The organism is Flavobacterium magnesitis (assembly GCF_041729735.1).
Lineage (GTDB): Bacteria > Bacteroidota > Bacteroidia > Flavobacteriales > Flavobacteriaceae > Flavobacterium > Flavobacterium magnesitis.
In genome coordinates, this window is the sequence record NZ_JBCFQK010000014.1 from 90,603 (window position 1) to 103,634 (window position 13,032).

A 13,032-nucleotide genomic window follows, 5' to 3' on the forward strand; every position below is an offset into this window, starting at 1 on the left:
GTAGCGCTTTTTTTGTTTGAAGTTTTAAATGTTTTTAATTTTAACACACGAAATGTTTTTTAGTTTCAGTTTGCTAGCTTTCTTTAATAAGCCTGTTTTTAGATTTCTTTTAAAAACAATTATGTCACCGCTATTCATATTAGCTACAATGAGGAATTTTCCACTTGGAGAAATAGCAAAATTTCGAGGATGATTTCCTAAACTGGATTGAGTGCCAACATTTTTTAAAGTACCATCTGTTTTTATGCTGTAAATAGAAATGTTATTTTCTAATCCTCTATTCGAAACGTACAAAAAATTTCCGTCTGGAGTAATAAGTATTTCAGCACTTCCAAAATCTTTTGTTTCGTTTTTAGATTCAATTTTAGTGGTTTCGATAAGATTTAATTGTCCCCTTTTTTAATGCTATAAGCGCTTATGGCTCCAGCAATTTCTTCTACAGCATAACCCCATTTTTTATTGGGATGAAATGCAGAATGTCTTGGTCCACTTCCTGGAGTGGTTTTTACAAAATCGGTGTTTTTAGTATCTAACGGTTCTTTTTTGTTGCCATTAAAAGGAAGAATTCTAATCTTATCCGCACCCAAATCAGGAGAAACAACATAGTTGTTGTCAGGAGAAAAGAAAACAGAATGTACGTGAGAGCTTTTTTGTCTTTCAGGATTGATACTTCCTTCGGTATAAGGAATGTGTTGAACGATAGAATTTATCTTTCCGTCTTTTGCAATTGGAAATACAGAGAGGCTACTACCAGTATAATTAGCAGCAATAATCCATTTTCCTGTATGATCTAATGAAAGATAGGCTGGATTTTCGCCATTTGTGTTTTGACTGTTTAAAAATTTCAGTCTTTTGTTTTCAGGATCAAATTTAAAACTGCTTACGCTACCAGCATTTGCGGTTCTGGTGTCAGTACAAGCGTATAAAAATTGTCCATCATTCGATAAGCTAAGATAGGAGGGATTTAAAACATCTTTCACGCTAGTTATTTTACTTAATTTTCCATTTATAGTATCTAATTGATAAACAAAAATCCCTTCGTTGCTTTTATCAGTGTTATAGGAGCCAAAAAACACATAGCTGTTTTGAGCATGAGAAAGTTGGAAACTAATTAGAGTCAGTAATAATAAAAATGTTTTTTTCAAGGTGATTGTTTTGGATTAGTATAAGTTCAAATGTATTTCTTTTTCAAAATAAAAGCCAGTTTTAAACTGGCTTTTATGGGTTCGATTTATAGGATAATTATTAAATAATGATTCTAATGATTTCTCCGTTTTTATTAATCATTTCAATTCTAACACTTTGTCGCTCGTCTTTACTGTTTAAAAGTTTAGAAGCACTTTCAATATCGTTTACTTTAATGTTATCAATACTTAATATGATATTTCCAGTCAGTTCATCAGCATATTCACTTAAATTCTCGTTTTTAATCGATTTGATTTTTACTCCATAATTTACGTTAAATTTCTTTTTATCAGCACTCGAAATGTTTTCTAGCTCCATTCCTTTAAATTCAGTACTAAAAAATTCGTTTTTGCCTAAGATTACTGGAATAATTTTAGTTTCACCATCTCTAATAATGCTTACCGCTACTTTATCATTTGGTCTTTTGGTATTTATGTATCCAGAAAGATCAGCAAATGTGGAAATATTTTGATTGTCAATTTTTACAATAATATCACCTTTTCGTAAACCTGATTTATCTGCACCAGTATTTTTTCTAACATTATTAATGTAGAAACCTTGGGTTTGTTTAACACCTAATTCTTTAGAAGCACTAGAGTTTAATTCGCCACCTTCAACACCAAGAATTCCGCGTTGTACATTACCAAATTCCATAATATCTTCGATTATTTTTCGAGTAATATTAGATGGAACTGCAAAAGAATAACCTACATAAGAACCTGTCATCGAAGTAATCATGGTATTAATTCCAATTAAATCGCCGCGAGTATTTACTAATGCGCCACCACTATTTCCAGGATTTACTGCCGCATCTGTTTGGATAAAAGATTGAATGCCATCAGTTCCTAAATTTCTGGCTTTCGCCGAAACAATTCCAGCCGTTACTGTTGAAGTTAAATTGTATGGATTTCCTACTGCCAGAACCCATTCGCCCACTTTTACATCATCAGAATTTCCAAAAGGAGTGTAAGGTAACTTTTCATCGGCATCAATTTTTAAAAGGGCAATGTCCATTTTAGAATCGGTTCCAATAAGTTTTGCGGTGTATGATTTCCTATTGTTTAAGGTAATTTCAATTTCCGAAGCGTCTCTAACAACGTGATTATTGGTTACAATATAGCCATCTTCAGAGATAATTACACCTGAACCTGTTCCCACTTGTTCTTGAGATTGTCCACCTTTGTAACCGTAGAAAAATTCGAGCATAGGATTGTTTACTTTGTGATACGATACGTTTTTAACGTGAACAACACTGTGTATGGTTTTATCTGCCGCTTCTGTAAAATCGAGTACATCCGAAGATAAACCTACTCTTTTTGTATAATTTTCAGAGGCTAATGTCGTTATTGTTTTTTTGTCATTCGAAAAATAACCGCCATTGTCAAATAATAATTTGTATGCCCCTAATGTTGTGGCTCCGCTTAGTAAAGCCACTAAAAATAGATTAGAAAATCGTTTCATAATAGAGATCGTTTTTGTGTTATTTGTTAAGTAAATTTAAAGCGAAAAAGGGATGTTAAAAAACACTTTAACGCTGTTTAACAGTGATTAACATTTCATTAATAGTTCGTACTTTTGTAAAACAAAATTAGAAATAATGTTAATACAATTTTATAAATATCAAGGTACTGGAAATGATTTTGTAATGATTGATAATCGTTCCGAATTTTTCCCAAAAGAAAATACGAAACTTATTGAGCGTCTTTGTGATAGACGATTCGGAATTGGAGCTGATGGACTTATTTTGCTCGAAAATGATGCCACCACTGATTTCAAGATGGTGTATTACAATTCAGATGGAAATCAAAGTACGATGTGCGGGAATGGTGGAAGATGTTTGGTGGCTTTTGCGAAACAATTGGATGTAATTGGTGATACTACTTCTTTCAATGCCATTGATGGATTGCATCATGCTTCTGTCGATCCAGACGGAATTGTTTCTTTACAAATGATTGATGTTGATGGGATAAAAATAAACCCGGATTACAGCTTTTTAAATACAGGTTCGCCGCATCATGTGCAATTAGTGGATGATTTAGAAAATTACAATGTAAAAGAAAATGGAGCTGCTATTCGATATGGAGAATTGTACGGCAAAACAGGAAGTAATATCAATTTTGTAAAAAAAATTGACGAGGCAACTTTTGCACTTCGTACCTATGAGCGTGGAGTAGAAGACGAAACTTTAGCTTGTGGAACTGGAGCAACAGCTGCTGCGATTGCTATGAATGCAATTGGTCAAACGGATTTAACTGCAATCAATATGAATGTTGAAGGAGGGAAATTATCGGTTTCTTTTGAAAAAGAAGGGAATAAATATATAAATGTCTTTCTAAACGGTCCTGCAAAATTTGTTTTTGAAGGTACAATTGAAATTTAATTTCCAGAAAATTACTCAACTTTCCATGATAACATTAAAAGGCGAAAATATATATCTTCGGGCACTCGAACCTAATGATTTGGAGTTTGTATATGCAATGGAGAATGATGAAAGTATCTGGGAAGTGAGTAATACTCAAACGCCGTACAGCCGCTTTTTAGTTCGACAATATCTTGAAAATGCCCATCAGGATATTTATGAAGCCAAACAATTGCGATTGGCTATTTGCCAAGATCAGGATTTTCCAGCTATTGGATTGATTGATTTATTTGATTTTGATCCCAAAAATAATAGAGCAGGTGTAGGGATTCTTATTCAGGATAGTGTTTATAGAAATCAGAAGATAGGTTCTGAAGCTTTAGATTTATTAATTCGATATTCTTTTAAGCATTTGAATTTACATCAATTGTATGCAAATATTAGTATTCAAAATGAAGCAAGTAAAGCTCTTTTTGCTAAATTTGGCTTTGAATGTATAGGTGTAAAAAAGGATTGGAATCTTATCAATGGAGTGTATCAAGACGAAGCCATCTATCAGTTAATTAATCAACAATTTTAAATTTTTAGTTTTGAGCACAAAAAAAATTATTTCAATCGTTTCCATTGTTGTTATCTCGGGATTGATTATTTATGGTTTTGTTTTAATTGGACAAATATTTTCAAATAATACAAAATTCACTGAGAAAGAAGTCTTTGTTCATATTCCAACTGATGCTACTTATGAGCAAGCACTGGATTCATTAGCTCTTTATGTAGATAATATAGATCATTTTGAAATGGTGGCCAATAAAATGAGTTATCCTGAAAATGTAAAATCAGGGCGTTTTTTATTGACTAAAGGAATGAATAGTTACAAATTGGTAAAAGCCATGCGATACAATGTTCCTGTAAAACTATCTTTTAATAACCAAGAGCGAATTGAAAATCTTGCAGGTCGTGTGGGTTCACAAATTGAAGCGGATAGTTTGTCTTTGCTAAATTCATTTAAAGACTCTATCTTTTTAAAAGAAAACGATTTTACCGAGGAAAATGTTTTATCGATGTTTATTGCCAATACTTATGAAGTGTACTGGAATACTTCGGCAGAGAAGTTTAGAGATAAAATGATTAAGGAATATCGTAATTTTTGGAATGAGGAACGAGTTGCGAATGCTAAAAAACAAGGATTGACACTTACAGAAGCAACCACATTGGCTTCCATTGTACACAAAGAATCAATTAAAAAAGACGAAAGACCAAGAATTGCTGGAGTTTACTTGAATAGACTGCGATTAGGAATGCCACTTCAGGCAGATCCTACAGTAATTTATGCTAAAAAGAAACTGGATGATGATTTCAATCAGGTTATAAAGCGAGTTCTTTATAAAGATTTATTTTTAAACTCACCATACAACACTTATAAAGTGATCGGACTTCCTCCGGGACCTATTGCTATGCCAGATATTACAGCGCTTGAAGCTGTTTTAAAACCAGAAAAGAATGATTACATCTATTTCTGTGCTAGTGTAGAACGTTTTGGCTACCACGAATTTGCTGCTACTTTAGCAGAACACAATGTTAATGCTAAGAAATATTCTAATTGGATTAATAGCCAGGGAGTTAAGAGGTAGTTTTGAAGAGAAGCATTTTATTTTTTTGTTTTTTGTTTACTATTTCCAATTGTATTGCTCAAAATGGACTACAACGCTTTTTAAAACCTTCGGATACTTTGAATTCGAAAAGAGCAAAGGCAGTTATTATTTCAGAAGTAGCCGTTTCGGCAGTTGCTTTGGTTGGTCTAAATCAGTTGTGGTATGCTGATTATCCCAGATCAAAGTTTCGTTTTATCAATGACAATCAGGAATGGTTGCAAATGGATAAAGCAGGTCACGTTTACTCCTCCTATCATCTTGGTCGATTGGGTAGAGAAATGCTACAATGGAGCGGCGCCAGTTCTAAGCAACAATTGATTTATGGAGCTGGTTTAGGATTTGCATTTTTAACAGCTGTAGAAGCACTCGATGGATTTTCTGCAGAATGGGGCGCTTCACCATGCGATGTAATCGCTAATGCTACCGGAACAGCTTTGTATGTTTCTCAGGAATTGCTTTGGAAAGAGCAGCGCGTTACACCTAAGTTTTCTTTTCACACTACGCAATATTCAAAATACCGACCAGAAGTTTTAGGAAGCAGTTTTTCCGAACAAATTCTAAAAGATTATAATGGTCAAACCTATTGGTTGTCGGCTAATTTAAAATCCTTTTTTAAAGATTCAAAAATTCCTAAAATTTTAAATGTCGCTATCGGTTATGGAGTAGATGGAATGTTGAGTGGAAAAGGAGAAAATTCTGCTTTTATTTCGAACGAAAATTGGCCCAGATCACGACAATTTTATCTGAGTTTGGATCTGGATCTGACGAAAATTGAAACAAAATCTCATTTTTTAAAGACTTTATTCTCTGTTTTTTCTGTTTTAAAAATTCCTGCACCTACTTTGGAATATACAGCTAACGAGGGGTTTAGAACTCATATCTTCTATTTTTAGAAAGCTTTAACAGGCTGATTTACAGTTTTATGAAAAAAGTTGTATCTTTGCATGCAGAAATTTTTCGAGGTGACAGCTTGAGAAGAAAAACAATTTATGAGAAAAAAATGGTATTTTTACACCAGCTTAACTGTAATTATTGTCTTTTTAAGTTACAGTTTTAAACCACTAAAGTTAGATACAAAAGAGTGGTTTTTGAGAACAAATAATGATGGAGCACAGTACCAATTTCCATCACTCAAACAAGAGGATTATACGAGTTTAAATATTCCTTATACAGGAAATTTATTCATTGCATTCAAAGAAGCAATAGGATTTAGAGAATCTCAAAACAAGTATAAAAAAGTAAACTCATTAGGGTATTTAGGAAAGTACCAGTTTGGAAATCAAACATTAAGGTCTATTGGAATTCATGATACTCAAAAATTCCTAAAAAGTCCTAAACTACAAGAAAAAGCATTTGTTGCTTTATTATCCAAAAACAAATCCATTTTACGGGATGTTATTGAAAAATACGACGGAAAGGTCGTAAACGGTATTTTAATAACTGAATCGGGAATTTTAGCAGCAGCTCATCTTGGTGGTGCTGGTTCTGTAAAAAAATACTTTAGAAGTAATGGGAAAAGGTATATTAAGGATGCATACGGTACCTCGATACAGAGTTATTTAAAAGCATTTGGAGGTTATGATACCTCATTTATCCAGCCAAATGTTAATGCGGTAGTTACGCTTTAATTTATTATAAAGAAGCCATTTGTTCCATAACAAATGGCTTCTTTTTTATTCTTCGTTGATAAATAAGCTTAGAATTTTCAAAGCAATTTTACTAATGTTGGTTCCTGGGCCAAAAATCGCAGCTGCACCAGCATCAAAAAGGTATTGATAATCTTGCGTTGGAATCACCCCGCCTACTACAACCATTATATCTTCTCGACCTAGTTTTCGTAGTTCTTCTATAAGCTGCGGAACTAATGTTTTATGACCAGCAGCAAGAGAGGAAATGCCTAATATATGAACGTCATTTTCCATAGCCTGTTTGGCAGTTTCGATTGGAGTTTGAAAAAGTGGACCAATGTCAACATCAAAACCCATGTCGGCAAATGCTGTAGCAACTACTTTCGCCCCTCTATCGTGTCCGTCTTGTCCCATTTTTGCAACCATAATTCTTGGACGACGACCTTCTTGCTTGGCAAAAATATCTGCTAGTTGTCTTGCTTTTTCAAAACTTTTATTCTCTTTGATTTCTTTACTATACACACCGCTAAAAGATTTAATTTGCGCTTTATGTCTTCCAAAAATAATTTCTAATGCCTGACTAATTTCGCCTAATGTAGCCCTTTCTCGAGCAGCATCAATAGCTAATTCCAGTAAATTTCCAACTCCAGTTTGGGCACAAACAGTAATTTTTTCTAAAGCTTCTTTTACTTTTAAAGTATTTCTGTTGGTTTTTACTTGATGTAAACGACCTAGTTGTTGTTTTCTAACCTTTTCAATGTCAATATCTAAGATATTTAAAGATACTTCTTTTTTTAATTGAAATTTATTGATGCCTACAATAATATCTTGTTCACTATCGATGCGAGCTTGTTTTCTGGCGGCGGCTTCTTCGATTCGCAATTTTGGAATTCCAGTGGCTAATGCTTTGGTCATTCCGCCAAGAGCTTCGATTTCTTCAATTAGTTTCCAGGCTTTTTCTGCAATTTCATTGGTTAAACTTTCCACATAATAACTTCCTGCCCAGGGATCAACCGTTTTACTAATTTTCGTTTCTTCCAATAAAAACAATTGGGTATTTCGGGCTATTCTTGCCGAAAAATCGCTAGGCAATGCCATGGCTTCATCTAAGGCATTAGTATGAAGCGATTGTGTTCCACCAAAAATTGCCGCCGAAGCTTCAATACAAGTACGGGCTACGTTGTTAAACGGATCCTGAGCTGTTAAACTCCAACCGCTAGTTTGACAATGCGTTCTTAAAGTAAGTGATTTGCTATTTTTGGGATTGAAGGTTTTAATTAGTTTAGTCCAAATCATTCTTGCCGCTCTCATTTTGGCAATTTCCATAAAATGATTCATTCCAATTCCCCAGAAGAAAGATAATCTCGGAGCAAATTCATCGATTTTCATACCTGTCGAAAGTCCCGTTCTCACATATTCTAATCCATCGGCAAGTGTGTAAGCCAATTCAATATCGGCGGTGGCTCCCGCTTCCTGCATATGATAACCCGATATGGATATCGAATGAAATTTGGGCATTTTTTTGCTGGTATATTCAAAAATAGCAGCCGTTATTTTCATCGAAGCCTCAGGTGGATAAATATAAGTATTTCGCACCATGAACTCCTTAAGAATATCATTTTGAATGGTTCCCAAAAGTTGTTCTGGTTTGACTCCTTGCTCTTCGGCAGCGACAATATAAAACGCCATAATGGGTAAAACCGCACCATTCATAGTCATGGAAACCGACATTTTATCTAAAGGAATTTGGTCAAATAATATCTTGAAATCTTCTACCGTATCTATGGCAACTCCCGCTTTTCCAACATCTCCCCCTACACGTTCGTGATCCGAATCATAGCCGCGATGGGTTGCCAAATCGAAAGCGATAGAAAGTCCTTCTTGTCCTGCGTGAATGTTTTTTCTATAAAACGCATTGCTTTCTTCAGCAGTGGAGAAACCCGAATATTGACGAATAGTCCAGGGTTTTTGAACATACATCGTAGTGTAAGGTCCGCGGAGAAAAGGAGGGAATCCAGCAGCAAAGTCAAGATGTTCCAAATCTTCAATATCTTTTTCTGAATAATTTCGTTGAAGTTCGATTTCTTCGGCTGTAACAAAATTATTTGTAGTAGTATCTGTTTTTTCTTTTGCAAAAGGAGATTCAAAGCTAGAATTAGCTTCGAATTTTTGATTGTCGAGTTGAATATGTTTGAGGTCTTTTCGAATCATTTGAAATGCTTTTGCAAATTTGTTTTATGGAATACTGAATTATTCTGAAGCCAGCCGCTCTTGTTCTAATTTTTCTGCTAATCGTTTTTCTATAATTGGTGTAATCAGGGTTTTTCGGGGCTTTATTTTTACAAAAGGATACAATTCAATCTGCTCTTTCATTTTATCTTTTGGGTTCAAATATTTATTGGTTCCAATAAGAATTTCTTTTCCCGAATCAAAAAAATGTTGCTCTTTATCAGCGCTTTCCTGAATTTTTCTTTTGATAATTCCGTCGTTCAATTGCTTTAAAAAACCGCCATTGGCTTCAATTTCTTTAAACAAAGTCAAAGCTTTTTCAGCTAGTTGCTGCGTTAGGGTTTCGATATAATAACTGCCATCGGCAGGGTTATTTACCTTATCAAAATAACTTTCGTTTTTCAGAATCAGTAATTGATTTCGGGCTATTCGGTCGCCAAATTCATTGTTTTTATGGTAAATGGAATCGTACGGCAAGTTGGTAATTGTATCTGCTCCACCCAGAATTGCCGACATACATTCAGTCGTGGTTCGCAACATATTTATATTGTAATCATACAATGTTTTATTGCGTTTTGTGGGGGTTACTAAAATATGGCAATCGCTGTCGTGGTAATATTCTTTAGCAATCAATTGGAATAATAATCGGAGGGCACGCAATTTGGCTATTTCAAAAAAGTAATTAGTTCCAACTGCAACTTCAAAAACAATGGCTTGATGAATTGTTGGGATTCGGTTCAAATATTCATTGGCGTGAGCCAGACTATAAGCAATTTGCTGGACAATATTCGCACCTGCATTTTGATACAAAGCCGAATCAATACTAATCAAAGAACTGTCTCTAGTGACTTTTGAAAGCAATTGTAGCGTTTCGAAATTGTTTTTTTCTTTGGTAGTAAACCAATTTCCTTCTTTGGCTAATTGCCCAATAGGATCCAGATTGTAAAATACAGTGGACTTTTTTTGTTCAACAATAGTATTTATTTTCGAAATAAAATCAACGGATAAAAACTTCAGGTCAAAATGAATTGCTGTGTTTTCTAGCGGAAGCTTTTCTAGTAGTTTTTGAATGTCAACAGAATCATTTTCGATGGTAAATCGTAAGCTTTCGGCTCCTCTTTTTAAAGAATCCAAGGCTCTTTCTACGGATTTTTCGACATCAAAAACAAAAATATTTTGACAAATTTTAAACTGAGATGCTTTTGTGGCAGCGGTAATGGTTTTACTAAAATCATCCCGATGGTAAAAGGGTTTTACTTTAATATCTTCTGGTGAATTCCAAACCAAGGTTTCATTATAATCCGCTCCATCAAGCTCAAACTGGATTTTTTGTTTCCATTGTTTTGATGAAACCGGGTCGAAATCTTCGAATAGATTAGTTGCCATTTTTAGTTTGATTTTAATAGATCAGGTTTATTCTTTTTTTTCAATTGTGTCACCTTCAAATTCGATGATGTAAATGTCCTCACTATCTTTTTTCATATAGTATTTTTCGCGGGCATATTTTTCAATTTGTTCAGGATTTTTAAGCTGCTTGATTTGCGCTTCGTCTTTTTTAATTTCTTCCTGATAATAGGTTTTGTTGTCTTCCAATTCTTCAATCTGATTGTCTAAAATGCGATGATCGAAATAAGAATAATTGTCTAAAAAAATCATCCAGGCGGCAAAAAAGGACAAAGACCACATGTATTTGTTACTCAAAAATTTAAACCAGCCTTTGTCTTTATATGGATTCTTCATTAGTTGTTTTTTATCTCAGGTTAAACTCAAATCAGGTTTAGATAAAAGTAAAACGGCATTAGTATTTTAGTGTGTTATTATAAAAATACAATAAAATTATAGAATTTTTTGATTTATTACCGTGCGTAGCATGTCTATGGCTACGGTGTTGTATTTGTTGTTTGGGATAATAACATCGGCAAAAGCTTTTGTGGGTTCTATAAATTGTTCGTGCATGGGTTTTAAGGTTTGCTGATAGCGATTTAAAACTTCTTCCATATCGCGACCACGCTCAGCAATATCTCTTTTTAAACGGCGAATGAGTCTCTCGTCAGCATCGGCATGAACGTAGATTTTGATGTCAAATAAATCTCTTAATTCCAGATGTGCCAAAATTAAAATGCCTTCTACAATCAATACTTTTCGGGGATGTGTGGTAATGCTGTCTTCGGTTCGGTTGTGTGTAACAAAACAATAAACGGGTTGCTGAATGGTTTTGCCTGCTTTGAGTTCTTGCAAATGAGTGACTAATAAGTCAAAATCGATAGCTCTGGGATGATCAAAATTGATTAAAGCGCGTTCGTCATAACTTAAATTGGTCGTTTTTTTATAATAGGAATCCTGAGAAATAACGCCCACTTCGGCATCAGGCAATTGATTCATGATTTGGTGCACGACCGTTGTTTTTCCACTTCCTGTTCCGCCTGCAATTCCTATAATCAGCATAAAATGGTTTTGTTGTTGTTACCCAACAAAAATAGGAATTTAATTGGGAGTATATTTTGGTTTTGGGATGAAATGTTGGTGGATTTTGAGAGAAAAATAATGTCTTATATTTCAATCTGAATAGTAACTTTTCCTCCTAAACCTTTTTCGACGATATCATACAAGGTTTTTAAAGTTAAGTTGCTTCCATTGTTTTCTATTCGGGAAATGTATTCTCGTTTTTTATCCACAAGTTCGCCAAGTTCGGTTTGAGTTAAATGCTTTTCTTCACGTGCTTTTTTTAATTGCAAGCCAATTTTAAAGCCACTAAAATCTCTTTCCAGCTCATCGCGTCTTTCTGTTCCTTTTTCTCCGTAAACAGTATCTTTAATTTCTTTCCAACTTTTAGTTTCCATTTTCATTTGATTTTTCTTGATAATACTGATTCATTAAACGTAACGCTTTTTCAATCTCATTCTTTGGTGTTTTTTGCGTTTTCTTTTGAAAGCCATTGAGGAGAATTACAAGTTTGCCGTTATCGAAAAAACAAAAAACTCTCCAAATATTTGAAGCTAATTGTATTCTGGCTTCATAAAGACCGTTAGTTCCTTCCATCGATTTTAAATAATTCGACGGAATGCGTTCGAGAGTTTCAATAGCTTCAATAATCTTAAATATTTTATCTTGAACTTTCCTTGGCTGTTCCAAGAGAAATTCCTCAAAGTAGTTTTTGTAAGCTATAACTTTACGTACTTTCATTTTTCAAAGGTAACTTAAAAGTTACTATTTGGCAATTTTTCTGTTTGTTTTTTGTTTCTTTTATAACTATTTTGCATAGCTTTACCAACCACACAAAAGGATTTCTACGGCTGCGTGGGGATTTCATGAAGTTAATTGAGTAGGTTGTTTGATTTTAGTTTTAGTCAGTTTTTATTCAACATAACCTAAATTATCTTTTGAATTTGGATAGAATGTTTTTCTAATTTCATAACTCAATTCGTATACTTCATGTGAATATTCAGAACCAACATTGTAATCAGATATAATACTGTTAATTATATTCCATTCATAAATTTCTTCTCCTTCAACAGAGTTTTCTTTAATGTATTTATTGTAACTATTTACAATTTTTGTTGTTCCTAATATTACACTTTCTTTTTCATTTATAAGTTTATCACTTTTAACTTGCATTACGCCTAATGTGTGACTTTTATTAGAAAATCTATGTTTTAGATTTTCAATTATTCGTATAATTTTCGGACGATTGAAATCTTCATAAATCAATACTGCATAAGTGACTGATTCTAAGGCTTCGTTTTTAGTTATATCTTTAATTAACTCTCCATAAAGTTTACTAAAATGTTTATATCTTGATTTTAGATAATTTTCTTTTCTTCTAATTGTTCCGCTTTGAGAAACATTAATATTATTAGTTAATTGGAAAATGAAAATTAGAATTATTATCCATAATTCATTTGCAATTGTTGTGAAATCAGGTAGAATGTTTTCTTTAATTCTGATGATTCTATCGTATACAAAATAGGAAATTATTATT

Annotated in this window: 13 protein-coding genes and 1 pseudogene; 5 read left to right on the forward strand and 9 right to left on the reverse strand. The window is 33.6% G+C overall.

Translation table 11 applies throughout. From position 1 onward, the window contains the following. Window positions 1–24: 24 nt before the first annotated feature. Together AAGV33_RS10870 and AAGV33_RS10875 are read right to left on the reverse strand one after the other, a co-directional pair. Window positions 25–1,076: pseudogene (locus AAGV33_RS10870) on the reverse strand (lactonase family protein). A gap of 169 nt (window positions 1,077–1,245) precedes the next feature. Then, a complete protein-coding gene (locus AAGV33_RS10875; RefSeq protein WP_373392042.1) occupies window positions 1,246–2,646 on the reverse strand; it encodes a trypsin-like peptidase domain-containing protein in 1,401 nt (466 codons plus the stop codon). Window positions 2,647–2,782: 136 nt separating this feature from the next. Here AAGV33_RS10875 and dapF point away from each other — a divergent pair, with 136 nt between their 5' ends. From dapF to AAGV33_RS10900, 5 genes are all read left to right on the forward strand, one after another. Then, on the forward strand, window positions 2,783–3,565 hold the full coding sequence (dapF, locus tag AAGV33_RS10880) for a diaminopimelate epimerase (RefSeq protein WP_373392043.1): 783 nt from the start codon (window positions 2,783–2,785) through the stop codon (window positions 3,563–3,565). Window positions 3,566–3,590: 25 nt separating this feature from the next. Further along, the gene (locus AAGV33_RS10885) at window positions 3,591–4,124 is read left to right on the forward strand and encodes a GNAT family N-acetyltransferase (RefSeq protein WP_373392044.1); all 534 of its coding nucleotides are present in this window, start codon (window positions 3,591–3,593) and stop codon (window positions 4,122–4,124) included. A 10-nt stretch (window positions 4,125–4,134) separates the two neighbouring features. Beyond that, window positions 4,135–5,175, forward strand: coding sequence for an endolytic transglycosylase MltG (gene mltG, locus AAGV33_RS10890; protein ID WP_373392045.1), 1,041 nt, complete (start codon window positions 4,135–4,137; stop codon window positions 5,173–5,175). A 32-nt stretch (window positions 5,176–5,207) separates the two neighbouring features. Next, on the forward strand, window positions 5,208–6,089 hold the full coding sequence (locus AAGV33_RS10895) for a DUF2279 domain-containing protein (RefSeq protein ID WP_373392046.1): 882 nt from the start codon (window positions 5,208–5,210) through the stop codon (window positions 6,087–6,089). 96 nt (window positions 6,090–6,185) lie between these two features. Continuing rightward, window positions 6,186–6,824, forward strand: a complete 639-nt coding sequence (locus AAGV33_RS10900; protein WP_373392047.1) for a peptidoglycan-binding protein LysM — start codon at window positions 6,186–6,188, stop codon at window positions 6,822–6,824. Window positions 6,825–6,869: 45 nt separating this feature from the next. Here the strand turns inward: AAGV33_RS10900 and scpA are convergent, their stop codons facing one another. The 7 genes from scpA to AAGV33_RS10935 form a co-directional block, all read right to left on the reverse strand. Continuing rightward, window positions 6,870–9,035 carry a methylmalonyl-CoA mutase gene (gene scpA / locus AAGV33_RS10905; protein WP_373392048.1) on the reverse strand — a complete coding sequence of 722 codons (2,166 nt, stop codon included), beginning with the start codon at window positions 9,033–9,035 and terminating at the stop codon, window positions 6,870–6,872. A gap of 39 nt (window positions 9,036–9,074) precedes the next feature. Beyond that, window positions 9,075–10,439 (reverse strand): methylmalonyl-CoA mutase subunit beta, encoded by a 1,365-nt coding sequence (locus AAGV33_RS10910; RefSeq protein WP_373392049.1) that lies wholly within the window; start codon window positions 10,437–10,439, stop codon window positions 9,075–9,077. 27 nt (window positions 10,440–10,466) lie between these two features. After that, window positions 10,467–10,793, reverse strand: coding sequence for an FtsB family cell division protein (locus tag AAGV33_RS10915; RefSeq protein ID WP_373392050.1), 327 nt, complete (start codon window positions 10,791–10,793; stop codon window positions 10,467–10,469). 96 nt (window positions 10,794–10,889) lie between these two features. Further along, window positions 10,890–11,498, reverse strand: coding sequence for a uridine kinase (gene udk, locus AAGV33_RS10920; protein WP_373392051.1), 609 nt, complete (start codon window positions 11,496–11,498; stop codon window positions 10,890–10,892). Window positions 11,499–11,602: 104 nt separating this feature from the next. After that, entirely contained in the window at window positions 11,603–11,893 is a 291-nt protein-coding gene (locus tag AAGV33_RS10925; RefSeq protein ID WP_373392052.1) for a helix-turn-helix transcriptional regulator, read from the reverse strand. Further along, a complete protein-coding gene (locus tag AAGV33_RS10930; RefSeq protein ID WP_373392053.1) occupies window positions 11,883–12,236 on the reverse strand; it encodes a type II toxin-antitoxin system RelE/ParE family toxin in 354 nt (117 codons plus the stop codon). The genes AAGV33_RS10925 and AAGV33_RS10930 overlap by 11 nt, the downstream gene beginning before the upstream one ends. A 171-nt stretch (window positions 12,237–12,407) precedes the next feature. Further along, window positions 12,408–13,032 (reverse strand): hypothetical protein (locus AAGV33_RS10935; RefSeq protein WP_373392054.1); only part of this gene is annotated, 625 nt, incomplete at its 5' end.